This is a genomic window from Pseudorhodoferax sp. Leaf274 (assembly GCF_001422445.1).
Classification (GTDB): domain Bacteria; phylum Pseudomonadota; class Gammaproteobacteria; order Burkholderiales; family Burkholderiaceae_C; genus Pseudorhodoferax.
Map to the genome: position 1 here is coordinate 266810 of NZ_LMNA01000028.1, position 25399 is coordinate 292208.

General features: G+C 64.5%; 26 protein-coding genes. 21 read left to right on the forward strand and 5 right to left on the reverse strand.

Annotated features, from left to right (window positions below):
• Nucleotides 1–211 precede the first annotated feature (211 nt).
• Nucleotides 212–1486, forward strand: coding sequence for a hybrid sensor histidine kinase/response regulator (locus tag ASF44_RS25140; protein ID WP_156374669.1), 1275 nt, complete (start codon nt 212–214; stop codon nt 1484–1486).
• Here ASF44_RS25140 and ASF44_RS25145 read toward each other — a convergent pair.
• The gene (locus ASF44_RS25145) at nt 1407–2309 is read right to left on the reverse strand and encodes a helix-turn-helix domain-containing protein (protein WP_082525030.1); all 903 of its coding nucleotides are present in this window, start codon (nt 2307–2309) and stop codon (nt 1407–1409) included. The genes ASF44_RS25140 and ASF44_RS25145 overlap by 80 nt on opposite strands.
• Nucleotides 2310–2552: 243 nt before the next feature.
• Between ASF44_RS25145 and ASF44_RS25150 the strand changes: the two genes are divergently transcribed.
• The 17 genes from ASF44_RS25150 to ASF44_RS25195 all read left to right on the forward strand — a co-directional run bounded on the left by ASF44_RS25150 (nt 2553) and on the right by ASF44_RS25195 (nt 17339).
• The gene (locus tag ASF44_RS25150; RefSeq protein ID WP_156374670.1) at nt 2553–3422 is read left to right on the forward strand and encodes a FliM/FliN family flagellar motor switch protein; all 870 of its coding nucleotides are present in this window, start codon (nt 2553–2555) and stop codon (nt 3420–3422) included.
• Nucleotides 3423–3427: 5 nt separating this feature from the next.
• Nucleotides 3428–3781: a FliM/FliN family flagellar motor switch protein gene (locus tag ASF44_RS25155; protein WP_056902055.1), complete on the forward strand. Its 354-nt coding sequence runs from the start codon at nt 3428–3430 to the stop codon at nt 3779–3781.
• Between the two features lie 17 nt (nt 3782–3798).
• Nucleotides 3799–4545, forward strand: coding sequence for a flagellar type III secretion system pore protein FliP (fliP, locus tag ASF44_RS25160; protein WP_056901986.1), 747 nt, complete (start codon nt 3799–3801; stop codon nt 4543–4545).
• A gap of 10 nt (nt 4546–4555) precedes the next feature.
• A complete protein-coding gene (gene fliQ / locus ASF44_RS25165) occupies nt 4556–4828 on the forward strand; it encodes a flagellar biosynthesis protein FliQ (protein WP_056901987.1) in 273 nt (90 codons plus the stop codon).
• 2 nt (nt 4829–4830) lie between these two features.
• Nucleotides 4831–5604: a flagellar biosynthetic protein FliR gene (gene fliR / locus ASF44_RS25170; protein WP_056901988.1), complete on the forward strand. Its 774-nt coding sequence runs from the start codon at nt 4831–4833 to the stop codon at nt 5602–5604.
• The gene (gene flhB, locus ASF44_RS25175; protein ID WP_056901989.1) at nt 5604–6737 is read left to right on the forward strand and encodes a flagellar type III secretion system protein FlhB; all 1134 of its coding nucleotides are present in this window, start codon (nt 5604–5606) and stop codon (nt 6735–6737) included. The genes fliR and flhB overlap by 1 nt, the downstream gene beginning before the upstream one ends.
• Nucleotides 6738–6870: 133 nt before the next feature.
• Nucleotides 6871–8919: a flagellar biosynthesis protein FlhA gene (locus ASF44_RS25180; RefSeq protein WP_369820958.1), complete on the forward strand. Its 2049-nt coding sequence runs from the start codon at nt 6871–6873 to the stop codon at nt 8917–8919.
• A 223-nt stretch (nt 8920–9142) separates the two neighbouring features.
• Nucleotides 9143–9478: a hypothetical protein gene (locus ASF44_RS32080; protein ID WP_156374671.1), complete on the forward strand. Its 336-nt coding sequence runs from the start codon at nt 9143–9145 to the stop codon at nt 9476–9478.
• 34 nt (nt 9479–9512) lie between these two features.
• A complete protein-coding gene (locus tag ASF44_RS32085) occupies nt 9513–9881 on the forward strand; it encodes a hypothetical protein (RefSeq protein WP_156374672.1) in 369 nt (122 codons plus the stop codon).
• 70 nt (nt 9882–9951) lie between these two features.
• Entirely contained in the window at nt 9952–10416 is a 465-nt protein-coding gene (locus ASF44_RS32090; RefSeq protein WP_156374673.1) for a hypothetical protein, read from the forward strand.
• A gap of 62 nt (nt 10417–10478) precedes the next feature.
• Complete coding sequence (locus ASF44_RS32095; protein WP_156374674.1) at nt 10479–11081, forward strand: hypothetical protein; 603 nt, start codon at nt 10479–10481, stop codon at nt 11079–11081.
• Between the two features lie 949 nt (nt 11082–12030).
• Complete coding sequence (locus ASF44_RS32100; RefSeq protein WP_156374675.1) at nt 12031–12261, forward strand: hypothetical protein; 231 nt, start codon at nt 12031–12033, stop codon at nt 12259–12261.
• A gap of 1595 nt (nt 12262–13856) precedes the next feature.
• On the forward strand, nt 13857–14162 hold the full coding sequence (locus tag ASF44_RS32105) for a hypothetical protein (RefSeq protein ID WP_156374676.1): 306 nt from the start codon (nt 13857–13859) through the stop codon (nt 14160–14162).
• A gap of 813 nt (nt 14163–14975) precedes the next feature.
• Nucleotides 14976–15386 (forward strand): hypothetical protein, encoded by a 411-nt coding sequence (locus tag ASF44_RS32115; RefSeq protein WP_156374678.1) that lies wholly within the window; start codon nt 14976–14978, stop codon nt 15384–15386.
• Nucleotides 15387–15724: 338 nt separating this feature from the next.
• Nucleotides 15725–15931, forward strand: a complete 207-nt coding sequence (locus ASF44_RS32120; protein ID WP_156374679.1) for a hypothetical protein — start codon at nt 15725–15727, stop codon at nt 15929–15931.
• Nucleotides 15932–16216: 285 nt separating this feature from the next.
• Complete coding sequence (locus ASF44_RS32995; RefSeq protein WP_255358227.1) at nt 16217–16525, forward strand: PaaI family thioesterase; 309 nt, start codon at nt 16217–16219, stop codon at nt 16523–16525.
• A gap of 397 nt (nt 16526–16922) precedes the next feature.
• Nucleotides 16923–17339 carry a DNA glycosylase AlkZ-like family protein gene (locus tag ASF44_RS25195; protein WP_156374680.1) on the forward strand — a complete coding sequence of 139 codons (417 nt, stop codon included), beginning with the start codon at nt 16923–16925 and terminating at the stop codon, nt 17337–17339.
• 13 nt (nt 17340–17352) lie between these two features.
• On the opposite strand, the gene ASF44_RS25200 is transcribed toward ASF44_RS25195, so the two are convergent.
• Nucleotides 17353–18387, reverse strand: coding sequence for an OmpA family protein (locus tag ASF44_RS25200; RefSeq protein WP_056901993.1), 1035 nt, complete (start codon nt 18385–18387; stop codon nt 17353–17355).
• A 54-nt stretch (nt 18388–18441) separates the two neighbouring features.
• The gene (locus tag ASF44_RS25205; protein WP_056901994.1) at nt 18442–19662 is read right to left on the reverse strand and encodes a YbfB/YjiJ family MFS transporter; all 1221 of its coding nucleotides are present in this window, start codon (nt 19660–19662) and stop codon (nt 18442–18444) included.
• Between the two features lie 74 nt (nt 19663–19736).
• On the opposite strand from ASF44_RS25205, the gene ASF44_RS32125 reads away from it, so the two are divergent.
• From ASF44_RS32125 to ASF44_RS25215, 3 genes are all read left to right on the forward strand, one after another.
• Entirely contained in the window at nt 19737–20138 is a 402-nt protein-coding gene (locus tag ASF44_RS32125) for a hypothetical protein (RefSeq protein ID WP_156374681.1), read from the forward strand.
• Nucleotides 20139–20631: 493 nt separating this feature from the next.
• Nucleotides 20632–21000: a hypothetical protein gene (locus ASF44_RS25210; protein ID WP_056901995.1), complete on the forward strand. Its 369-nt coding sequence runs from the start codon at nt 20632–20634 to the stop codon at nt 20998–21000.
• Nucleotides 21001–21173: 173 nt separating this feature from the next.
• Nucleotides 21174–21560: a VOC family protein gene (locus tag ASF44_RS25215; RefSeq protein WP_056901996.1), complete on the forward strand. Its 387-nt coding sequence runs from the start codon at nt 21174–21176 to the stop codon at nt 21558–21560.
• Between the two features lie 63 nt (nt 21561–21623).
• Here the strand turns inward: ASF44_RS25215 and ASF44_RS25220 are convergent, their stop codons facing one another.
• On the reverse strand, nt 21624–24194 hold the full coding sequence (locus ASF44_RS25220) for a GGDEF and EAL domain-containing protein (RefSeq protein WP_056901997.1): 2571 nt from the start codon (nt 24192–24194) through the stop codon (nt 21624–21626).
• Nucleotides 24195–24331: 137 nt separating this feature from the next.
• Nucleotides 24332–25354: a hypothetical protein gene (locus tag ASF44_RS25225; protein WP_056901998.1), complete on the reverse strand. Its 1023-nt coding sequence runs from the start codon at nt 25352–25354 to the stop codon at nt 24332–24334.
• Nucleotides 25355–25399 lie beyond the last annotated feature (45 nt).

Sequence of the window (25399 nt, forward strand, 5' to 3'; positions counted from 1 at the left end):
TTAGTGTTGAGTATTTCGCACCATGATAAGTCCAATTTGCTCAATTTCGTGAATTTTGCGCATCTCAATTTGGAAAGTAGACCTATGCGCCGCACTGCGGTGAAGAAATTCAGACACTTACGGCCGTTTGTTGAAGCGGCGGTAGGATCGCGGCCTTGTCGCGTTCCATGAGGTCCGGTGGATCTGCGCGCCACAAACAGGGGGTCGGGTCTTGGACTGGAGCAAATGGATGGGGGGCGCGCTGCTGGTCGCGGCGGCCGCGGTGCTGCTGGTGATCGCCGTGCTGCGCGTGCGCGAGGCCCGCAAGGCGCTGCAGGAGGCGCGCTCGGCGCTGACGGCGCGCAACCAGTTCCTGGGCATGATGGCCCACGAGATGCTGACGCCGCTGCAGACCATCGTGAGCTCGGTCGAGCTGATCGAGCTCGGCGGCAAGGTTCCGCACGGCGACGAGACCTTCCGCCGGCTGCGCCGCAGCGCACAGCAGCTGGAAGCTCAGATGAACGACACGGTGGAGTTCGCGCGGCTGTCGGGCGGGCGGCTCAAGGTCTCGCCCACGCTGTTCCAGCCCGACCTCATGATGGAACTCATCGCCGCCGAGTTCGACGAGGCCGCGCGCGAACGCGGCGTGGTGCTGCGCGTGCAGATCGATCCGCAGCCCTGCCCGCGCGTGGTGACCGACCCGGCGCGGCTGCGCCAGATCGTGGCCAACCTGGTCTCCAACGCCGTCAAGTACGCCAGCCCGGGCGAGGTGGTCTGCTCGATCCAGGTGCGCGAGGCCCAGCGCGAGGTGACGGTGGCCGTGATCGACCAGGGCCCGGGCTTCGACACCTCGGTCGACATCTGGGAGCCTTTCACGCGCGGGCGCGACCACGTGCAGATGGGCAGCGGCCTGGGGCTGGCGGTGGTCAAGCTGATGGCCGAGCTGCTGGGGGGGCGCGCCTACGCGGTCAGCCGCCCGGGCGAGGGCTCGGTCTTCACGGTGCGGGTGCATGCCGAGGTGGAGGCGATCCAGCGCAGTGCGGTGGCGCAGGGCGCGGACCGGCACCTGCGCGTGCTGGTGGTGGAGGACGACCCCGACGTGCGGGCCAGCCTGCACGCCATGCTGCTGGCGCTTGGCGCCCAGGCCGACCTGGCCGACTCGGTGCGCGAGGCGCGCCTGCTGCTGGACACCGACCGCTACGACGGCGTGCTGCTGGACCTGCGCTTGCCCGACGGCTCGGGCTACACCGTGGCCGAGCATGCGCGCAAGCCGGGCGCCCTGAACCTGGAGACGCCGCTGGTGGCGCTGTCGGCCTACCACGAGGCCGATGCGACGGCCGATGCGCTGTTCGCCGCCAAGTTCGACAAGCCGATCAGCGCGGGCCGCCTGCGTTCGGCACTGGCCCTGTTCGGCGGCGGCGCGGCGACTAGCGGATGGCCTGGGCTTGCTCCAGCAACTGGCGCAGCTGGGAAATCACGAGCGCCAGGCGGAAAGGCTTCTCGATGACGGGGATGCGCAGCGCCGTGGCCACCTGCACGATGTCGGCCTCGCCGGCGTAACCGGCGGCGATGGCGCCGGTGGTCAGGATCATTGGCACCGAGGGCTGGGCCCGGCGGATCGATTGCAGCACCTGGTTGGCGGTCTGGCCGTTGAGCCACCAGTCCATCAGGTAACCGTCGAACGGGGCTGCGCTGGCGCGTTCGGCCAGCTCGGCGGCCGAGCCGAACAGTTCCACACGGTAGCCGGACGCCTCGAAGGCGTCCTTCATGTTGGCGGCCAGGTCGCGCGAGTCTTCCAGCACCGCGATGCGCGGCAGTGCTCGCTGCGAGGGCGTCACCACCAGCTGCAGCACGCGGCGCCGCGGCCCCTGGCTGGTCTCCGCGCCAAACGGCTGGACCAGCCATTCGGTGCCTTGCTGGGTCGCCACCAGTTCGCAGTGCTCGCCGCTTTGCAGCGGCGCCCCCAGCGTGGCCTTGCAGCTCAGCGCCAGGATGCCGATCAGCACGCGCGCGTCGTGCACCTCGCCGTCGATGCGCGGGGCCGCCAACGCGGGCTCGGCGCTCAGCAGGGCGCTGATGTCCACCTGGAAGTGCTGCGCCAGCGTCTGCAGGTCGCTGGCCGAGAACGATGCGTCCTGGAACTTGCGGAACGCGCCCGAACGCGACAGGCCCAGGATCACCGCCAACTGCGACGCGTGCTTGTGCCGCGGCAGGCCATGGTCCGAGAAGAAATCGTGCAGCCGGCGCGCCACCACGCTGTCTTCGCCGTCATCGGCGATGTCGTCTTCTGGCGCGAGGGCGATGCTGGGCAAGGTCTTGCTCACTTGCATGGTGTGGCGACGAAGGGGATCGTGGTTGGTTTAAGCGGCGGAAACGCGCGTCAAATTAATGTGCCACGAAAAGTGACTAGAAATAGTGGACAATTTCCCTGACGATGGTAAAAAATGTGAGAAAAGCGCATCTAAGTTGTCTCGTCTGCAGCAACAGCAGAACGAGCCCATGCCATTCCGGGCCTGTTTGGGGCTTGCCGATTGTGCACATGGTTGCATCCGATCTACGTGGGAACTTGAGCCATGTCCGTGTCAGACGCTAGTCCAACCCAGGTGCCGCGCGTGCTGGATCCGCGCACGCTGGGCCGGCCCATGCACCTGCTGGGCGCGTTTGCCGAGCGCTTCGGTGCCGATGTTTCCGAGCTGTTGCGCCAGGGGCTCAACCGGCGCTACGCCATTGGCCTGCAGGTGGACGGCACCGGCATGCGCCAGCGCCAGCACAACCAAGACCCGGTGCGCTGGAACGTCTACATGGGCCCGGCCGGCCGCATCGGCATGGCCGTGCCGCGCGCGCTGGTGCTCAAGCTGCTGCTGTACCGCTATGGCGGCGGCGACGCGGCCCCGGTGGAGCCGGGCGCGGTGGCGGTGACGGCCAGCGAGGAGCGCCTGTCGGCCAAGCTCGGCCAGCAGCTGGCCCTGGCGCTGGCGCGGCGCATCGATGCCGGCCTGCCGCCCGTGGGCGTGGCCGCCGATGCCGCGCCGGCCGACCCGGCCGTGCCCTTCCATTCCGAATCCGCGCTGCCGACCGGCCTGTGGCAGCTGAGCCTGACGCTGGTCGAGGCCGACGGCGGGCAGCGCCACGAGCTGCGCTTCAGCCTGGACGACGGCTGCATGCACCAGCTGCTGGACCGGCTGGGCCGCGGCCGCCTGCCGGCGCGCGACGGGGCCTCTGTGGCGGCGCTGCCGCTGTCCTCGCGCCTCAAGCTGCGCCTGACGGCGCGCCTGGTGCAGCAACGGCTGCCGCTGGGCGCCATCCTGGACCTGCAGCCCGGCAGCGTGCTGCCGATTCCGCAACCCACCGCGGTGGTGCTGGTCAAGGATTCGCCCTTGTTCAGCGCCAGCGTGGCCGAACACAAGGGGCGCCTGTGGCTGACCGCATTCCAGGACCTGTGAACACCATGACCGACAAGCAGCACACCAACGACGTCGACGCCCTGATGGACGACCTGACGGTCGACGCCGGCGCCGCCGAAGCCCCCGCCAAGCCGCGCCGCGACCTCTCGCTGATGCTGCGCAAGATCCCCGTCACGCTGACGCTGGAGGTCGGCTCGGCCGATGTCTCGCTGGACCAGCTCATGGGCCTGGAGCACGGCAGCGTGGTCGAGCTCGATGCGCTGGCCGGCGCGCCGCTGGTGATCAAGGTCAACGGCACCGCCATCGGCCGCGCCGAGGTGGTGGTCTCGGGCGAGAACTACGGCCTGAAGGTGCTGGAACTGTCGGACCTGGACCTGCTGTCGCTGGACACGCCCTGAAGCGCAGGGAACACACCATGAAGATGCCGAGCGCGTGGCGCACCCTTGCGCTTGCGCCGGTGCTGCTGCCCCTGGCCGGCGCCGCGGCCGAGATCCCGCTGCTGTCCGCCGTGACGGGCAACGCCCAGACCGACTACACGGTCAAGATGCAGGTGCTGGTCATCATGACCCTGCTCGGGCTGCTGCCCGTGCTGGTGCTCATGTGCACGAGCTTCGTGCGCTTCGTCATCGTGCTGTCGCTGCTGCGCCAGGCGCTGGGCCTGCAGCAGGGCCTGCCCAACCGCATCGTGACCGGCGTGGCGCTGATCCTGACCATCCTGGTGATGCGGCCCGTCGGCGAGCAACTGTGGGAGCGCGCCTTCGTGCCCTACGACGAAGACCGCATCGGCCTGCAGCAGGCGCTGGTGGAGGCCAAGGAGCCGCTGTCGCGCTTCATGCTGGCGCAGACCAGCAAGGCGGCGCTGCAGCAGGTCAGCCAGCTGGCGCGCGAGCCGGCCGTGGCCGAGCCGGCGCAGCACGCCTTCGCGGTGCAGCTGGCGGCCTTCGTGCTGTCCGAGCTCAAGACCGCTTTCCAGATCGGCTGCATGCTGTTCATCCCGTTCATGGTGATCGACCTGGTGGTGTCCTCGGTGCTGATGGCCATGGGCATGATGATGCTGTCGCCGCTGGTGATCTCGCTGCCGCTCAAGCTGCTGCTGTTCGTGCTGGTGGACGGGTGGACGCTGACCGTCAACACGCTGGTGACCAGCGTCCGGGCCTTCTAGGAGGACCGCCATGCTGACCCCTGACATCGCCGTCGATCTCGTCAGCGCCAGCTTGAAGCTGGTGATGCTGCTGGTGTCCGTGCTGGTGCTGCCTGGGCTCATCGTGGGCTTCATCGTCGGCATCTTCCAGGCCGCCACGCAGATCAACGAGCAGACCCTGAGCTTCCTGCCGCGCCTCCTGGTCACGCTCTTGGCCATCATCCTGACGGGCGGCTGGATGGCCGCGCAGCTCATGGATTTCTGCGTCGAGGTGTTCCGCCGGGCGGCGGCGCTCGTGGGGTAGCCGTGGAAGGCATCTTCACGACGCTGCTGGCCGAGTTGTCGGCGCTGTGGTGGCCCTTCGTGCGGGTGCTGGCCATGCTCAGCGCCGCGCCCATCGTGGGCGACACCTCGGTGCCGCTCACCGTGCGCGTGCTGCTGTCCATGGTGCTGGCCGTGGTGCTGCTGCCGATGGCAGCGCCGGCCGTGCCCATCGCCGCGTTCTCGCTGCACGCGCTGGCGGCCACGGCCGAGCAGGTGGCCGTCGGCGTGGTGCTGGGGCTGGCGCTGCACTTCGTGATGGCGGTGCTGCTGGTGCTGGGCTACATGGTGTCGTCGCAGATGGGGCTGGCCATGGCGCTCATGAACGATCCGCTGTCGGGTGTCTCGTCCGACGTGGTGTCCAGCCTGCTGTCCATCCTGGGCATCCTGGTGTTCTTCTCGATCGACGGCCACCTGGTGCTGGTGCAGGTGATCGGCCAGAGCTTCACGCTGTGGCCGGTGGGCAGCGGGCTGCGCATGGGCGCGCTGCAGGCCGTGGCCTTCAATGTCTCGTGGGTGTTCTCTGCCGCGCTGCTGCTGGCGCTGCCCATCGTGTTCGCCACCATGGTGGTGCAGCTGGGCTTCGGCTTCCTCGCGCGCGTGGCGCCGCAGCTGAACCTGTTCGCGCTGGGCTTCTCCGTCATCACCATCTTCGGCCTGTTCATGCTGGCGATGCTGGTGCGCTTCATCCCCGAGCACTACCTGCGCATGACGCGGCAGGTTCTCCAGATGCTCGAGCAGACCTTCGGAGCGCGCTGATGGAGCAGGGAAGTTCGTCCGCCGACAAGAGCGAGAAGGCCACGCCGCACAAGCTGCGCAAGGTGCGCCAGCAGGGCCAGGCCGCGCGCTCCAAGGACGCGGTGATGGCCGTGGGCATCGTGGCCAGCCTGGCGCTGGCGTACTGGCTGGCGCCGGGCTGGCTGCAGGACATGCGCCGGCTGTTCAGCGGGGGGCTGGCAGACCTGGCCGGCAACGGCGCACTGGAAGACACCTGGTCCACGCTGTTCCGCGACGCCGCCTGGCTCACGGTGCGCATGGTCTCGCCGCTGCTGCTGGTGCCGCTGTCGCTGCTGCTGGCCTCGCTGCTGCCGGGCGGCTGGGCCTTGTCGGTGGAGAACCTGCAGCCCAAGCTGGAGCGGCTGAACCCCATCAGCAACCTGGGCCGGCTGTTCTCGGGCAAGCACCTGGCGGGCGTGGCCGCCTCCATTGCCAAGGCGGTGCTGCTGTGCGTGGTGCTGTGGTTCCTGTGCACGGGCAGCGCGCAGCAGTTCCTGCGGCTACAGGGCCTGCCGCTGCCCGAGGCCATCGCCCAGGGCGTCGGCCTGCTGATCTCGGGCGTGGTGGCCATGGTGCTGGTGTTCGTGCTGTTCGCGTTCATCGACCTGCCGGTGCAGGTGTTCTTTTTCCTGCGCGGCCAGCGCATGAGCAAGCAGGACGTGAAGGAAGAGCACAAGAGCACCGAGGGCCGGCCCGAGGTGAAGAGCCGCATCCGCCAGCTGCAGCTGCAGATGTCGCGCCGCAGCCTGAACAAGACCGTGCCGCAGGCCGACGTGGTGATCGTTAACCCCGAGCACTACGCCGTGGCGCTGAAGTACGACGGCCACCGCGCGCAGGCCCCGTTCGTGCTGGCCAAGGGCGTGGACGAGATGGCGCTGTACATCCGCCAGCTGGCGCGCACCCACCAGGTGGAGGTGGTGAGCCAGCCGCCGCTGGCGCGCGCCATCTACAAGACCAGCCAGGTGCAGCAGCAGATTCCCGTGGCGCTGTACGGGGCCGTGGCCCTGGTGCTGAACTACGTGCTGCAGCTCAAGGCCTTCCAGGCCGGCCGGCGCCCGCATCCTCCAGGGCTGCCACAGCAGTTGCCCGTTCCTGAATCCCTGTCAAACCCATGAAGCCCGCACGCCCATCGCTACGCGTATCGCCGCCCCCCAAGGGGGCGCTGTCGTGGCTTCGGGCGGCCGGGCGGTCACGACCATGAAACTGACCCTCGCCGACCTGCTGGCCGCGCTGCGCCGCACCCGTGCCATGGCACCCGTGCTGGTGCTGGCCCTGCTGGCCATGATCATCCTGCCGATGCCGCCGCTGGCGCTGGATGTGCTGTTCACGTTCAACATCGTGTTGTCGGTGATCGTGATCCTGGTGGCCGTGTCGGTGCAGCGGCCACTGGATTTCTCGAGCTTCCCGACCATCATCCTGGCCACCACGCTGCTGCGGCTGGCGCTGAACGTGGCCTCCACGCGCGTGGTGCTGCTGCACGGGCACGAGGGCACGCATGCGGCCGGCCAGGTGATCGAGTCCTTCGGCAACGTGGTGATCGGCGGCAACTTCGTCGTCGGCCTGGTGGTGTTCGTGATCCTCATGATCATCAACTTCATCGTGGTGACCAAGGGCGCCGAGCGCATCTCCGAGGTCTCGGCCCGCTTCACGCTGGACGCGCTGCCCGGCAAGCAGATGGCCATCGACGCCGACCTCAACGCCGGCCTCATCAACCAGGAAAAGGCGCAGCTGCGCCGGCGCGAGGTGGCTTCGGAGGCCGACTTCTACGGCGCCATGGACGGTGCCAGCAAGTTCGTGCGTGGCGACGCCATCGCCGGCATCCTGATCCTGCTCATCAACATGATCGGCGGCGTGGCCATCGGCGCACTCATGCACGACCTGAGCTTCGGCGAGGCCTTCCGCACCTACGCGCTGCTGACCATCGGCGACGGCCTGGTGGCGCAGATCCCGGCGCTGCTGCTGTCCTCGGCGGCCGCCATCGTCGTCACGCGCGTGAGCGACGCGGGCGACCTGCAGACCCAGATCGGCCAGCAGCTGCTGGCCTCGCCGCAGGCCTTGTACAGCGCCGCGGCGCTGATGCTGGTGCTGGGCCTGATCCCGGGCATGCCCTGGGCCAGCTTCATCGGCTTTGCCGCGGTGCTGACCTATGTGGCCTGGCGCATGGCCAAACGCCAGACCCAGCCCCAGGCGGGGCTTGAGGCGGGCGCGCTGGGCGCCGCGCTGCTGACGGCCGAACCGCCGGCCGAGCTGGACTGGCGCAGCCTGCCGCGCGTGGATGCGCTGACCGTGGCGCTGGGCTACCGGCTGGTGGCCATGATGGACCAGGGGCAGGGCGCGCCGCTGGTCAAGCGGCTGCAGGGCCTGCGCCAGAGCATGAGCGAGAACCTGGGCGTGCTGCTGCCCCAGGTCGGCGTGCGCGACGACCTGGGCCTCAAGCCCACGCAGTACACGGTGCTGCTGCGCGGCAGCGTGCTGGCCCGCGCCGAGCTGCAGGCCGACCGGCTCATGGCCGTGCCTTCGCCGCAGCTGTACGGCCAGGTGGACGGCGCCCCCGGCGTGGACCCGGCTTACGGCCTGGCGGTGGTATGGATCGAGCCCGACCAGAAGGCCCACGCGCTGGGCCTGGGCTACCAGGTGGTGGACGGCCCCAGCGTGATCGCCACGCACGTGAGCAAGCTGCTGCGCGAGAACCTGCCCGAGCTCTTCAACCACGAGGATGCCGGCGAGATCATGGAACGCCTGGCCGGCCAGGCCCCGCGCCTGGCCGAGGCGCTGGGCAAGGCCATGACGCATGTGCAACTGCTCAAGGTGTTCCGCACGCTGCTGGCCGAGAACGTCTCGCTCAAGGACATCGTGCCGATTGCGACCAGCCTGCTGGAGACGGCGGAGACCACCAAGGACCCGATCCTGCTGGCGGCCGAGGTGCGCTGCGCGGTGCGCCGCCAGATCGTCGAGCAATTGGCCGGGCAGCGGAGCGAGCTGCAGGTGTTCAGCCTCACGGGCGATCTGGAGAACATGCTGCTGGGGGCCTTGAACCAGGCCAGGCAGGGCGGGGCGAAGGTGGCGCTGGACAACTTTCCGGTGGACCCGAATCTGCTGTCGCAGCTGCAGACGCACATGCCGCTGGCCAGGGATCAGATGAAGCAGCAGGCGACGCCGCCGCTGTTGCTGGTGATGCCGCAGATCCGGCCGCTGCTGGCGCGTTATGCGCGGCTGTTTGCGCCGGGGCTGGCGGTGCTCTCGTACAACGAGATTCCGGAGCAGCGGGAGGTGAGCATTGTGGGGACGGTGGGGTAGGGGGCACTCCACTGCAGGCATCCACACAATTGAGGAAATTGGGATGGCGGAATTTGTAACCAGCGCGGTTTTTGTCGGATTTTTTAGTAGGGTTGCCGTTCCGCATCGAGACGAAAATCGTCAGAAAATCAACTATTTATGTGCTGAGCCGACGGCCTGATAACACGACAGTAGTTGTGATACCTCGCGCTGGCTTGCGTGATACATCAAGTTAGGCATCACGATGGGCTATGACATCCACCTTACGCGTCGAGAACATTGGTTTGACGAGAACGAACCCGAGATTTCGCTGCAGCAGTGGCTTGAGTACGTGGCGACCGATTCAGAGATTCAACCCGATCCGGAGAACCCTGATCCCGAGAACTTTGTGGTGACGCTAGACGGAGTGGTGTGGCCGCTCTGGTGGGACAGGGGCGAAGTGACCACGAAGAATCCACATGAGCGAGTGATCATTAAGCTTGTGAAGGTTGCGCAGGTCCTCAAAGCTCGCGTTCTAGGTGACGACGATGAGATTTACGGTAGCGATCCTGGCAATCCCCTCTCGGTCGAACGCCGGTGATGCCTAACCCTGCAATGGATCGGACATCCAAGCATTGGCCGCGCTGCTGCCCCTGGTTATTTTTGCCTTCGCGCGGCCAATGCTTGGCTGCCGCTCATTTGGAACGTTAGCCAGCATGAAATTCCTCCTCGCAAGTGCTGAACTTCGAGCCATGTTCGAAGTGGCGAATCGGTACGCAGCAGGGGCGTCGTCGGTGCATGAACTGAACGGCGCCATCTGCAACGCACGAGACATGGCTACCGCCGCTGACGCTGATGCAGCTGTAATCTCGTTACTCGACGATTGGCGCCGCATGGTTAATCGCCGCTGGAATGAATGGGGACTCGAAAAGCAGCCAATCTCCGAGGAAGAATTTCAGGCATGGCTCCGGGAACAACTCGTCAACCCCGAGCATGCTGGCTAACCTTTCAATCAGCCGGACATGGTCCGGCAAGCCGGCCCATGCCGGTTATTTTAAACGTTAGGCATCACGTATGACGCCAGCGCAGATTCGGGAGGGCGTAGACAAGTTGCAGGCGAAAACTGTCAACGGGGAGGAGGAAGCATGGGCTGTCCTAAAGCCTCTTGGAATTGAAGTTGTGCCGTATCTTTTGGAAGCCTTTCCTCGCTTTCGAAGGTGGCAGGCTCGTACTTCCCTGATGTATCACGCAATTCGATATGCCCGCCGAAGCAATGAGGCATTCCAATTGGGATTGTTAGGGACGAAAGATAAATCGACCTTGGTCCGATATCGCGCGTGTGGCCTGTTGGCATATTCACTTCGAAAGGATGCCTTAACGAGCCTGCAACAACTGCTGACCCATTCCGACCAGCGGACAGTGCAAGACGCGGTGGCCGCAATTGATGCGATCGAACGGCAGAACCATCATCTGTTCATTGACCGCAATCACTCCGGTCAATCTCTTTGGGTCGTTAGCGACGAGGATGGCGATGCCTAACAAGTCGCTCCATCGGACGGCTTCGCCGCCCGCTGAGCTTGCGCGTTAGCCAAGGGGAACTCGTGCTGCTTGCTGACAAGATCAATCTCGCTATGGCGATTGCGACCGGACTGTCCGTGATCGTGTCCGCTGCCATGGCGGTTCTGACCTATGCGGTGCTTAAAGCCAATCGGGCAACGGTCGAGGCAATGCAAGCTCAAATCGAAGCCGCATCTCGACCCTACATTCAAATAGCACCGATAGCTCGCGCAATGACAACGGCCATCGAACTGCATATCAAGAACATAGGTAGTACCTCGGCAGTTCGACTTCGCTTGTCTCTTGATCAAGACTACCACTTCAATGCAGAAGAAGGTGAGCATAACAACATCAGAAATTATTCTGCCTTCTCCAAAGAGATTCAGATGCTGGCACCTGGCTCTGAGCTGCGATTTCTCCTGGGAGTCGGCCATAAGATCTTGAGAAACCCCAAGCTTTGTCCAATGCAGTTTTCTGTCGATGCGAAGTATGAATTCGAAGAAAAGAGGGTCGTAGAAAAAACTACGATTGATTTGGCACCCTTCGGAAAGTCCGTTCAGCCCACCGACCCAATAGCTGAGCGCCTTGATAAGCTTGCTGTCGAATTAAAGTCAATTCGTGGGGCATTGCAAAATGCAGCAGGCTAACAAACCGCTGCATCGGACCGCCTGCGGCGTCCGCTGAGCTAAATCGTTAACCACCCAAATGACGTTCAGCCTGTTCAAGAAACGAGGCGCTGCAGCTTGCGTTTGCGAGCCGGGTGATCGCCCACCTAAAGCGTCGCCTTTTGAGAAGACGGAGAGTCTCACTGGTCGGTATGAGCATGAGAACGTCGCATTGGCCCGTTGTCGAAAGTGCGGCAAGGTGGCGCTCTATTACTCGGCAGATGTTTACGACGATTTTTGGCAGTACTGGTGTCTCATCAATGACTCGGAACGTGCTTTGCTAATGGCTCCAGACGAAGGCGAAGAGCCCGAGCGTCCCTCACGCGCGCGTGGAATTCTTGGGCATCGCCCGACTCTTATCAACGGTCCGGTGCATGGCTTCGAATGGGCTCATTCCGGTGCGAACGTGGTACAGGGGCCGCCATGGTAAGTGCAGCCGTGGTTAACCTCTCATTCGAGCGGACCGCCTACGGCGTCCGCTCACTTTCACGTTATCCATGAAGGGCATCCGTGTCTGACGGAAAAGTAGAAAATAAGAGCTTCGAGGCGTATGGACTGTTTCTCAGGGAAAACCATCGGCCACCGAGTAGAGGTGGGAATACGAAGGCGCTTCACTCTCATGTCTTAACTATCGAAGGCGAGCGGTACAGCTTTCTTGCACTTGGTTCTCAGCAATGGGCTCACAGGAGCGATACGGTATCTTTCGAGTACGAGGTTAACGATGGCTACAAAAATGTGGTCAAAGAGACTTTCAAAGCAGTTTCGAAATCAGGAGAAGCCGTGGTTCGCGGGAATCGTGGCTTCAAAACAAAACTGCGAACCGCAGTATCCAGACTTCCAGCTAGCCGCCGCGAGCAACGGGATTGATGGATAACAGTTCTTTCCATCGGACCGCCTGCGGCGTCCGCTGAAATCAGGCGTTAGCCAGACCATGGATGCACTGATCGACTTGCTTATGCTGCTGGTGTTCCACTGGCGGCTGGGGTTGTCAGTAGTCTGCACAACCGTTTTTGCTGTATTTCTCGCCGCCACCCTCCCATGGTTCTCCGGGGCTTTCGGTCTTGCGCTCGTGATTGGCTCTGTCGGCTTGGGGCTGTTGTGGGAAGGCGCTGCCGATAAAAATCGAGCAGAGCGCGTTGCCAAGGTGAAAGAGGGACGTTGAAATGGCTAACATTTCTTTCCATCGGACCGCCTTCGGCGTCCGCTGAAATCAGACGTTAAACCTCACGCAAGACATGTTTGTGTTCGAGCTTCTGTTCCTCTTGGGCCTTCCGCTTCTCTTTGCTTGTGGCACGACCTACATGACTTGGAGGGCCCTGTCGCGGCCATTGGTATTCCTAATAGTTGCGACGGTAGTTCTGTATCTTGTCTACGCCGCGTCAATGTGGCTGCTGGCCGCCGGGCCTGTTGGCTACACACTTTCGATCCGGTCGCCAGGCGAGGCTCCCGCCTCTGAACCGTTGTTCCTACTGCTCCCGCCGTACAAGATTCCGCTCATCGCATTTGCGGGGGGCCTCAATTCCGGTGCTGGCAGTACTGCTGCGCGCGTTTAGGAAGGAGCGTGCCGATGAGGTTTAACCTGCCATTCGAGCGGACCGCCTACGGCGCCCGCTCACTTTCACGTTAGAGCGCAATCGGCGCATCTGTGGCTATTCGAATGAACCCGTTCCGGTGGTTTCTTAATCTCAGCGCAAACTTGGCGCAAAGAAGAGGTGGCTCACGCGATCCTTGGGCTTACTCATACGACGCCTCGGTTGACTCACGCGAGTACGAAGCCTGGATCGAATTCGATGGCGCCGGACTCTTTGTCGGGAACAAAAAATGGCCAGAGTGCTGGTCACTGCTTTCGCCGGATTCAATGCGGTATGCAAGGGTGGTTGAAGCGGGGGATGGATCAGTCCGACTCACGGTCTATGAACGTCGAGATTCCGAGCGCTACGGCCCTGTATGGAGTGAATGGGAGGGGCCGTCGTGCTTGCAACCCGTGACGAGGCAATGGCTTTAGGCCAGCAACTACTAATACGCTGAGAAGCATGCGCTCTAACATGTCGGTCAACGCGGACGCCTTGCGGCATGCGCCCACTTCGCGGCCTCTTGCCGCAAGTCACCGGTTACCTTTACGTTAGCCACCTAGGAAACTCATGCGACATCTCTACCAGACCCTCGTCTTGGCATTTTGCGCCGCTCTTATCAGCGCATGCTCAAACACTACGCCATCCCCCTCCCCAAAAATCGAGTCCAGAACAACCCAAGCTGGCAAGGGTGTCCCCAATGGTCGAAGTGACTCAGCAGCGCCATTTGCCAAAGTGGCAAGCGTCTCTACCGACTCAACCTACGGGCGAACCCCCAGCAATCCAATCAAGGTTGGTACTGGCACAGGCGACCCAAGGCAAGGTTCCCTCGTCTCTCGCATGTATCTCAATGCGCTTCGAGGCGCAAACGGCCAGCCCCTTGAGTACGAGCGTCGCGGCTCTTGTTGTGCTTTCGCTACACCAAACGGCGTAATGGGCGGAGGGCTTCTTGATGTCTACGACATAAAGGTTGACGGAGTTAAAGAGCCCGTTGTGCTTTATGTAAACATGTATGACCCTGGCACTCTTATGGCTCCTACGGGCTTTACCGCTAGGTCACAATAAATGTGGCTAACCCCTCGTTCCAGCGGATCGCCTACGGCTCCCGCTGACCTCCAACGTTATGCGTCAGTACCCACACGCTAGGCTTATTCGCTGGGATGCTTCAGTCGTCGTCGCGACTTGGGTGTTGCTGGTCGTCGCAGGCGCCGCCGTTTTGCTTGCTGGGCTGATCCAGCCGGCGGCTATGCGATGGGCAATGTTGGTGCTATATGTGGCCCTCGGCTTTGGGGCGTTGCACGCTGTCCTTGCCTTTATTCATAAGTGCCCGATGTGCGCAAAACGTCCGATGGTTGAAGGCTTCACCCAGATTCACCCCGACGCGGTCTCGCAGTCCAAGTTAAGAGGATGGGCCGGCGTGGCCTGGAATGTGCATCGCAATCAACGTTTCGTTTGTATTCACTGCGGAACTCCATTCAAATGCGACCTGTGACGCATAACAGGCCGCTGCATCCGACCGCCTTCGGCGTCGGCTGAGCGGCGGCGTTAAGCTCAGTCATGGGCGTCGAGAACTCGTTGAATGAATCCCGGCAGCGAGAGTTGCGCGCGGAAGTTGCAGCCGTTGCGCCCGGCATTTACTTGCGCACTACGCCCCTTCTAGACGGCGCTCGCCGAATTGCCGCATTGAGATTTGACGTTGCTGGATGTGAGCATGACGAAGACTTCATGCTGTTTGCTGTGATCGATTCCGAGACGGACCACATTCCAAAAGAGTCAGCTCGTGAGTTTTGCGCCTCAACTTGGCTTGCGCAGCGCGATCTGGAAATTCATGAGACTTGGGGGGTTTATGAGTGTCGTGTCAAAGCCTCCTGCGAGCGTCTTTGCGCTCGGTTCGCAGATGAGGCTTAACCTTTCATTGCAGCCGACCTGCGCCAGCTTCGCTGGCTGGTCGGCTGAATTCAAACGTTAGACCAATGCCGCTGTACACATACATCGCGACCTTCAAAGGGGCCTCCTGCGTTGTGCAGGGCAGCTACAGCAATTTCAGAGGTTTCGTATCTGCGTGGTCGGGTGATCTTCCAGACAACGCGCTGCCAGGGCTGACGGTAGCGCTGCGAAAGGAACTAAGCAGCAAAGCCTATCGAAGCGACTTTGTGGAAGTCCCGAATCGCAAGCATGTTTGGCGGAAAGTGATTGACTTAAATGGCGCGGAATTCTTGGTATATGCAATCCAAACTCAGGTCTAACATTTCGCTCCAGCGGATGGATTCGCCGTCCGCTGAGCTCGAACGTTAGACGCTGTCATATGCTTACCGAAATACTTGGTGTCCTCGAAAAAACAAATACACGTCCAGTCTTAACTGCGTTTGTAATCTTGTCATTGATGATTAAGGCAACAGATGGTGGTTTGATGAGAAACCCAGTATCTTGGGAAATGGCCCTACTGCTCGTTTTTGGTCCAATGGCTTATGCAATGGTTTTCTACTGGATAATTGGAGTGACTCGTTTAAATTCAAGTCTCCCAGAAAATGACGTTGTCAGCTATGGACCAATGCTCGGCAGCAGTCTGCTTGCGGTGTGCCTCATATTTGCTTTTTCGTACTTGGCAAATCATCCTGAGGGCTTATCATTTTCTCTTCTCGGGCAGCCAAACTTCATCTATTTTTGTACCTTGTTGCTCCTTTCGGCAGAAACAACAAAGATCCGCAGGCACTGAATGGCTAAGCACATGCTTTTGCCAGTATGGTCTAACTTTGCAGTCGAGAGGGACAGCCACAAGCTGCGCTTGTGGTTCCCTGCGCTTCGCTCCGTCTGCCCCTCAATTCCACGTTAGCAGGACAATCGCAATGAAGCGCGCTGCCACCGTACTTTTCTTGCTTGGTTGCTTTGCGACCGCGCGAGCCCAGCCTCTTCAGAACCCAGAGATCGCGGCCAAACTACTTCGCTGTTCTATTCTCTATCTGGCTATTTCAGATATCCGAGGCGAGCAGCAATCAGCAAGGAAGAGGTCCCAGCCCGTTCCTGTCTCAGGGTATGACGTACCGTGGAATGGCGTTGGCACTCACGAACTCGGAATTCGTAACTTCCGAACTTGAAATTATCGGAAAAACAATAGGTAGCCGCTCCGCCGCAGACGCTGTCGCATTGCTGAACAATGCCCAGCCAGCATGCATGGAGCTGCCCGTTGCCCATGCGCAGTCAATCACCGAGGCTTTCGAGCGCACGAAGGCTAAAAAGCAAGTGGAGGCGAGCACGAAATGAATGACAGTCCACCTGCTAACAGGTCATTGCAGCGGACGCCTTCGGCGCCCGCTGAATTCCAGCGTTAGGCCTTTCGGGCGTGGCAGCACGCCTATCTCCGTTGTCGCGGGTGTGACGAGCCGAAGGTTGCCCCTCGGCTAGGCTTGTTTCGTCCAAAACAGTTGAGGTAAATGTATGAGCCAAGACTGTCCGCCGCTCGAATCTCTGAGATCTCTCAATGCACTCGCTGCATTTAATCGTTGGTGTGCAATTGAAGTTGTTGAAGCATAGGTTGGGCGGGTTGTCATCGAAATGCCATGGCGCGCTGAGGTCGGCCAGTACGTTGGATTTATGCATGCTGGCGTTGTGGGGGCCTTGGTCGACACAGCATGCGGTGATGCGGCAGCCACAATGGCGGGCCACAACTTGTTGGCCTCCCACTTCTCTGTGAACTGCCTTCGTCCCGCAGTCGGGGAGCGCTTCTCAGCAAGGGCGCGAGGCATCAAGCCTGGAAAGTCCCAGGTATTTACGTCTTGCGAGCTGTATGCGCTATCGGAAGGAACGGAAGTTCTCGTGGCCACCGGAGAAACGCTGCTCACGGTGGTTGCCAAATGACAGATAGGCCTAAACGGTCTACAGGGACTTGCCCTTTTCAACAGCGGCTCTCTTCTTGATTGACGGCATTCGTATTCATTGATCGCAGATGCACGATGGATTCACAAGCCACCGCAAAAGGGACAGACTGCACATCGACAGACAGGCTTTTTTCGGCCAATGGTCCAAGCCCCCAGATACGAGCCGCTCGGCAGGACCCCACTCACTCGACGTGATTGAAGCACGCAAGGGTTATCGAGTTCCCCTGCCGCCGGTCTGATCTGTGGTGGGTATCTGCCATCGCACCTCCGACTCAGAGAATCAATTCGTACCGGTTGCGGCTTTTGCTGCGCTGCGGGCATCTGCAGCACATGGTCGGGGTCGAACTGGCCAGCGCGCGCGAGTACGGCCCCACGGGATGCGCTTGCTTTATTGGCCATCGCCACCATGGCTTTATGCCAGCACTGGCCGGCCGACGAGAAGCCGGGCGCGTCGCGCTGGGGGCACCGACGATCGGGTGCGCCTGCTGACGCCGTTCGACCCGGTCGTCTGGGACCGGCGCCGCTTCGAGCTCTTCTGGGGTTGGGCGTATCGGGTCGGGGCCTACACACCCGCGCCGAAGAGGAAGCTCGGCTACTACGCGCTGCCGTTGCTCTGGGGCGAGCGCGTGATCGGCTGGGGCAATGTCGCGATGCTCGAGTGGCGCTTGCAGGCGGTGATCGGGCGCGCTTCGGGCAAGGGCATCGAGCCGGCGTTGCGGCTCAGGCTCGATGCCGAGAGGGAACGCTTCGGCGCGTTCATGGGCGCGAGCAACGCACGCTGGGCACGCGCCTGAACCGCGCCTGCGTTCACTGCACGACGAGTTCGACGCGCCGGTTGCGCGCACGGCCGTCTTCGGCCGCGTTCGAGGCCACCGGCGCGAGGTTCGCCACGCCCTTCGCGACGAGACGTTTCGCGTCGACCTTGTACGTGCCGCTAAGCGCCGCGACCACGGCTTGCGCGCGCTGCTGCGAGAGCGCGAGGTTGGCGTCGAGCACGCCCTGGTTGTCGGTGTGGCCGACGATGTAGACCTTGAGCGACGGCTGCGATTGCAGGAGCTTCGCCATCTGTTCGAGCTGCGGATTCGACTCCGGCTTGAGCTGGGCTTTCGCGGTGTCGAAGTAGATGCCGTAAAGGGCGATCTTCCCGTCGGCCGCGAGGCCGGTCTGCAGCGCCTTCGCGTCGACCGTGACCTGGCCGGTCGGCATCGCTTTCGGCTCGACGATGATGAGCGTCGTGCCCGCTGTTTCGGTGGTCGGGTTCGCTGCGACGCCGGTGTAGAGAAGCACGTGCACATCCGCGCCACCGCGGGCGATCGTGCCGTAGAGGAAGCGGCCTTCTTCGGGCGCGATGGCGCCGTACATCGAGTAGCGGCTGCCGCTCGGCGTCGTGATGCTGCCGTCCGCCCACTTGAAGCCGGTCACGACGTTGAAGGTGTCGAACCAGGCGAAGTACAGGTCGGCGCAATCCTTCTCGCAGGCGAACTTGCGCTTGAAGCCGGCGGCCGTGAGCGCCTGCTCGTAATTGCGCTGCACTTCGAGCGGGCTCTTGCCGCGCGGCGCGAGGTAGACGAGCTTCGTCACCTTGCCTTCGAGCGTGACGCTCTCCTTCATCTTCTTGTCGGCGACAGCCATGCCGGTCGGCAGCGTGATCTGCTCCCAGTCGCTGTAGCGATAGCCGACGAGCGACGAGCCTGTGAAGCGCTTGATCAGCGGGTGGTCCTGCGCGCCGGGCACGTCGGGGACGGGCTTGTCGGCGGCGGGTGCCGCGGCCAGCGCCGACAGCGCGACCGACGCAAGGGTGAGGGCGAAGAACGAGCGAAGGCGGGTGAGCGGGAAGGTCATCGTCGACGATTGGGATGGATCGAGATGCCGAGGATAGTTCCTCGACCCGGCGGCTCAGCCCGCGGCGTTCGCCAGCGGCTTCTGCCCCCACGCGATCCCCGCGCCGAGCAGCAGCACTGCCGCCGAACACGCGAGCCCGCCGCGCAGGCCACCGGCGCCGTCGGCGACGAGGCCCACCAGCGTCGGCCCGACGATTTGCCCGGCCGCGAACACGATCGTGAAGGCCGCGATGCCGGCCGGCCAGGCGGCAGCTGGCAGGTTATGGCGCACCAGCGCGGTCGTCGAGGCGACCACCGAGAGGAACACGCCGCCGAACAGGACGCCCGACGCGAACACCGCGACCGGGTGCGCGCTCGCCACCGGCAGCACCGTCGCGACCGCGAGCAGCGCGTTCAGCAGCCGCATCGCACCGCCGCCACGGTGGCGCTGCAGGAGCCCCGCCCAGACGAACGACGAACCGAGCACCGCGACGCCGAGCAGCGCGTAGAACACCGTGATCGCGACGCTGCCGAGATGCTGCTCGCGCAGCAGCGTCACGACGAAGGTCATGTAGCCGATGTAGCCGAGTCCGAACAGGAAGTACGAGGCGAGGCCGGCCGCGAAGCGCGGCCACACGAAGCCGCTGCCGCCGGCCGGCGCCGCGCCGGCCGGATCGAGCGTGCGCGTTGCCGCCGCCGTGATGGCCGTCGCGACCAGCGCCGCAACGCCGAGCGCGATCCACGCGCCGTGCCACGCGTGCGGATGCGGCATCGCGCTGAGCGGCGGCACCAGCAGCGCCGAGAGCACGATGCCGACGCCCGTGCCGCCGTAGTAGATGCCGAGCACCAGGCCGGGCGACGGCGCGACCGTGCCGGCGCGCGGGGCGCGTCCGCTCAGACGCGCCGCGAGCAGGCCGCCCGAGACGAAGGTCGCCGCGCTGGCGACACCGGTCAGCGCGCGCAGCACATAGAGCGCCGCGTCGCCCGTCACCATGCCGTGCGCGGCCAGCAGGATTGCCGAGCCGATGCCGCCGGCGAGCAGCGCGCGTCGAGCGCCATAGCGCCGCAACCATCCTGGCGCGAGCAGCGCGCCGACGAGGTAGCCGGCGGCGTTCACCGTGTTCATCGCACCGGCCGTCGTGTAGCTCCACCCGAGGTCCGCGCGCATCGGCGGCAGCAGCAACGCGTAGGAGAAGCGCGAGAGACCGAGCGAGACGGCGGCGGCGAGCGCGAGCGCCGCGGCGATGGCGAAGGTGGGCAGTTCGCTTGGGGCGGGTGAGGCGGTCGCCTTTGGCATGGGCTCGACGGTATCAGCAGGCTGGCCGGGACGCCGGCGCCGGGAAATGCATCGCACGATGCGCGGTCTCCAGCATGACAATGGGCAAGGGGGCTGACAAGTCTTTCCAGCAGGCCGCCTTTCAAGGTGGCTCGATTGCAGGAGTCATCAACGACTTCAATGGAGGAAGTTGGTCCCGATGCGAGACTGCTTGTGTGGTACTTCCTGCTGGAGCGTCTATCAAAGAAATAAAGATTTCGAGTCGAGCGGGTGTAGAACGGGTTTCGTACCTGGCCAGTGGTTCGAATCCGCACGATCCGAATTCGCCAAACGTTCTCAAGTACGGCGGCGTTCTCAACGCCGGGTCAATGGGAGACTTCTCAGGTTATCAAGGACTTCAGTTCAATCCCAAAAGCCATTCTGTATGCACTACCGCCAAGAATTGGAGCGGCGACCAACCAACCGCACAGACGGTTCGCGTCATATTCGAACGCTAGACATTGGTGATGCAGTTCCGTTTAGCAACGCGGCAAGACCTTGCCAGCGTTGCCGACGTACTTTCTGCTGCTGAGGCTTGCTACTGCGTCATGCGGTCGAAGTGACGTCGGTGCGCGCAATGTCTAATATTTCTTTCCATTGGACCGCTTTCGGCGTCCGCTGAAATCAGACGTGAGGTGCCATGAAGGGTACTCCGCGCCGGTCGCGAGGGCGCAGCGGAGTTCTTTTCCCGTTGGGTTTCGAGCCCTCGGCTCTTGCCATGGAACGACGGCGCAGGTAGCGTGCGCTTGACCATTCCATCGAGCGGACGTCCATGGGCTGGCCGCGCTGCTCTAGTTTTTACTGGTAGCGCCTCAGATATGATGTGCAGCGCCCGTGAGAGCAGTCGGCATGACAGTCCTGATCGCGCGATGGTTTGCGCGCAAGTGACGCGGATTTACTGGCAACGATGGGACATCGCGGAACCGACAACACGCCGACCAAGGAGAAAACATGCCTATCATTTCTCTCGATGTCTATGCGCCTTTCGAGCCGACGCTGCCCGAGTTGGCGGCGCAGATCCTTCAATCCAACGCGATGCAGCACCTGCATTTCGACCCGGGCCTGACGACGGTGCGCATATCGTTCGCGTCTTCGAACGATCAATGGTTTCAGGATTCCAGGTTGTTGAATCGGCAGCAGGAGCCCACTTTTCACGCGAACACCATCATTGGAAACAAGACGGCGACCAATCTAGAGATCGCTTATTTCGTGACGGAGACAAGAAACGCGCTGGAACAACTGTTTTCACAGATTTTCCCGGGGACCCAATACCCACAGCTACCCGATCGGAACAAGGTGACGGTCGTTGAAATGCCATGAGTCGGCGGGCCAAAAACTTGTTTTGACAACGCCTGACCATCCTCGAAGCCCAATCCACCTCCAGCAAACAGACGCCCGCGGTCGATCCGGGATCGATGGGCTCGAACCTCTTGCATCTGGCCAGTCAGCAGCTTGCACATCAACTCAACCCACCCCAGCCTACCCCCCACCCCATGATCGACCACACCGGCATCACCGTCAGCGACTTCCCCAACAGCAAGTCCTTCTACGCCTGCGCATTGGCCCCGCTGGGCTACGCGATGGTCATGGAGCTGTCGGCGGCCGTCACGGGCCACACCGACACGGCAGGCTTTGGCGAGCCGCCGAAGCCGGATTTCTGGATCAGCACGGGCAGGCCGAACCAGCCGCCGCTCCACATCGCGTTCCGCGCACCGTCGCGTGCCGCGGTCGATGCGTTCTACGCCGCGGCCATGGCGGCGGGCGGCAGGGACAACGGCGCACCCGGGGTGCGGCCGCACTACCACCCGGACTACTACGGCGCCTTCGTGCTCGACCCGGATGGGCACAACATCGAGGCCGTCTGCCACGCTCCGCAGTAGGCGCAGGGCCATCTGCCGGGTCCGCGCAGGCGCGGCACGGCCGGGATGGTGGGCGCGCAGGGCTCAGCCCTGCGCTGCGCCGGCCAGCCAGCCCCCCAGCGCATCGCCCGCCATCGGCCGCGCCACAAGGTACCCCTGCGCCACCCCATACCCCTGCGCGCGCAGCAACTGGTCCTGCGCGGCCGTCTCCACGCCCTCGGCCACCACCGTCAGCTTGAGGCTGCGCCCGATCTCCAGCACGGCGTTGCTCAGCGCGCGCGCGGCGCCGTCGCTCTCCAGGTCGGCGACGAAGCTGCGGTCCAGCTTGATCTCGTCCACGGGCAGGCGGCGCAGGTAGCTCAGGCTGGAGTAGCCGGTGCCGAAATCGTCCATCGACATGCGCACGCCCAGCGCGCGCACGTCGGCGATGGTCTGCAGGGTGCTGGGGTTGGTGTCCAGCAGCACGCTTTCGGTCAGCTCCAGCATGAGGTCCTGCGGGGCCAGCGCGTGCTGCGCCAGCAGGTCGGCGATGGTGCGGGTGAGTTCGCGGTCGTGGAAGCTGGTGGGCGAGAGGTTGACGGAGACCGAGGGCACCAGCAGCCCTTCGCCGCGCCAGCGCGCGAGCTGGCGGCAGGCTTCGCGCAGGGCCCAGCGGCCGATGTCGGCGACCAGGCCACAGTCTTCGGCCAGCGGGATGAAGCGCGCGGGCTCGATCTCGCCCAGCACGGGGTGGCTCCAGCGCGCCAGGGCCTCCACGCCGTGCAGGGCGCCGCTGGCCATGTCGATCTGCGGCTGGTAGTGCAGCTGCATCTGGGCCGTGCCGATGGCCTGGCGCAGCGCGGTCTCCAGCGCCAGCTGCTGTTGGACCAGGTCGTTCATGTCGGCGCTGAAGAAGCGGAATCGCCCGCGGCCGCCGCTCTTGGCCTGGTACATGGCCATGTCGGCACGCTGCAGCAGCGCGTCCATGTCGCGCCCGTCGGCCGGGAACATGGCCACGCCCACGCTGGCGGTGACCGACAGCGTGGTGCCCGCCACCGCCAGCGGCGTGGCGAGCAGGGCCTGCAGCCGCGTGGTGATCTCGGCCGCGTGTTCGGCGTCGCATTGCGGCAGCACGACGACGAACTCGTCGCCCGACAGGCGCCCGGCGATGTCGGAGCCGCGCAGCTCCAGCTGCAACTGCGCCGCGGCGTGGCGCAGCACGGCGTCGCCGGCCGGGTGGCCGAGCGAGTCGTTGACCTGCTTGAAGCGGTCCAGGTCGACGAACAGCACGGCCAGCATTTCCCGGTTGCGCGACGTGGCGGCGATGGCCTGGTCGGCCTTGGCGTGCAGCAGGCTGCGGTTGGGCAGCCCGGTCAGGCTGTCGTAGAAGGCCAGCTGGCGGATGTGCTGGCGCGTGCGTTCGCGCTGCAGCGCCAGCGCGCACAGGTGGGTGCAACTGTCCACCAGGCGCTGGTGGAATGCCGCGCCCGCCGGGTTGCGCGGCTGGCGGAAGTAGAAGGCGAAGGTGCCCAGCACGCCGCCCTGGCTGTCGCGGATGGGGGTGGACCAGCAGCCGGAGTAGCCCAGCGGCAGGATCAGGTCGCGGTAGGGGGCCCACAGCGGGTCGGTGGCGATGTCGTCCACCATCACCGGCGCGTTGCGCCAGGCCGATGTGCCGCAGGAGCCGACGCCCGGGCCGATGGGCAGGCCCTCGATGTGCTGCGAATAGCTGGCCGGCAGGCTGGGCGCGGCCAGCGGGTGCAGCCGGCCCTGCTCGTCGACCTCCAGGATGCTGGCGCTGACCTCGGGCGCCAGGTGCTCGACCTGGCGGCAGATGAGCTCCAGCACCTCGGCCAGCGGCCGTTCGCGGGCCATGGCCTCCAGCACGCGGTGCTGCAGCGCGGCGTGGGTCTTGGCCAACGTGATGTCGGTGTAGACCGAGACGGTGTAGCGCCGGCCGTCGTGGTCGTCGAAGATGGGGTGGCTGATGATCTTGACCCAGCGGCTGTGCCCGTTCTTGCCCAGGGCGATGCGTTCGCGCTCCACGGGCCGGCCCGCGCGCAGCGTGGCGCGGAAGGCCTCGATGGCCACAGGGTCCTGGTTGGACATCAGCCACACCACGGCGTTCTGGCCCGCCACCTCGTCGGCGCGCCAGCCCAGCATGCGCGTGAAGCCGGCGTTGACATAGAGGATGCACGCCTGCGCGTCGGTGATGACGATGGCGGCATCGGTGGTGTCGGCCGCCAGCGAGAGGCGGCGCAGGTGGGCCGCGTCGGCCCGCTCGCGCAGCAGGCGTTCGGTCACGTCGGCGGCCACTTCCAGCACTTCGGTGACTTGGCCGCCGGCGTCCATCACGGGGGCGTAGGTCGATTGCAGCCAGCAGCTGCTGCCGTCGTGGCGCTCGCGTTCGACCGGGCCGGCTTGGGCCTGGCCGCGCCGCAGGGCCTGCCACAGCTCGGCGTATTCCGTGCTGACGGCCGTGGCCGGCGTGCACCAGCGGCTGTGGTGGCTGCCCACGGCCACGTCGGCCGTGCAGCCCAGCAGGGCAAGGTAGCGCGCGTTGGCGCGGCGCAGGGTGCCCTCGGGCGAGAACTCGGCGATGGCCATGACATCGTCCAAGGCACGCAGCTGAGCCAGCTGCTGCGCAGCGGGTATCTGGTCTGCCCCACGGATCATCGTGCCTCCCGATGGTGTTGGCGCCGGCATGGGCACGAGGCGGTGCCATGGTTTTGGTGGTGCCAACTTCTGTGTCGGGATGTTATTCGATACCACGTTGTGCAGATGGAGCGGTTGATCTGGCGCTAAGAGCGCGCTTATCGAATGCCGCGGCCGACATGGCGGCGCAGGGCTTCCAGCGCCTCGGTGCCGGCGCGGAACAGGGCCAGCGGCAGTTCATGGCTGCCGATGGCGGGCACGGCGGTGGCGGCCTCGGGCACCGCGACATCGGGGTCGTGGCGCACATGGCAGCGCATGAGGCGCAGGCCGGCGCGGCCCATGCGCGCGGCGATGGCGCCGACCTGCGCGCGCAGCGGCGCGACGCTGGCGGCGTCGGCCACGGTGAGCGTGAGGCCGACCTGCACGTCCAGCACGTCCAGCTGGAGCCCGACCGTGCCCAGTGGCGCCAGCGCCACCGACAGGCACAGGCGCGTGCCGGCGCGGCGGCGTGCGCGGCGGTTCGGCCCGCCGGTCCAGCGCCGTTGCTCCAGCCACAGGGTGAGCGGCCAGCCATGCCAGGGCAGCACGCGCAGCAGCAGGCCGGCTTCGGTGGCGCTGGGGGCATTGGCCGCGTTGGCGGCGGCTGGCGCCATTGGCGCCAAATTGGCCGATGGGGCGGCGGATGCGGCGGGGGCTTCGGCGCCCGCGATGCTGGCATGCGCGGGCGCCAGCGTGGCCGCCTGCTGCAGCGCGGCCAGCGTGCGTTGGCGCCAATGGGCGGCCAGTGCCATGGTGTCGTTCGACGCGGCGGCCAGGCGCAGGATGGCGGCCTGGTCGGGCCGCAGCGCGGGTGGCTCGGCATCGGAGCCGTCGTGCGGCCCGGCGGCCGTGCCGCCTTCGGGCGCCAGCACGCCGAGCACGCGCACTTCCATGGGCGGGCCGGCGCGCAGCACCTGCACCAGCACGGTCTGGCCTTCGCGCCACTGCGGCAGGCCGTCGCCGCCGCCGAGCCGGTAGACCTGGCCATGCTCGCCGCGGGCCAGCTTCTCGCCCGCGGCGCCGGCGCCCAGCACCAGGCGCAGCGTGAGGGCCGGGTCGGGCGGGGCGCGCTCCTGCGGGCCGGACGCGGCCGCGCGCATGGCGGCGGCGCGGCTGGCGGCGGAGATCGGCTCCAGGTTCATCGGTGGGCGGCGCGAGGCATTCGGGCATGAAAAAGCCAACCGGAT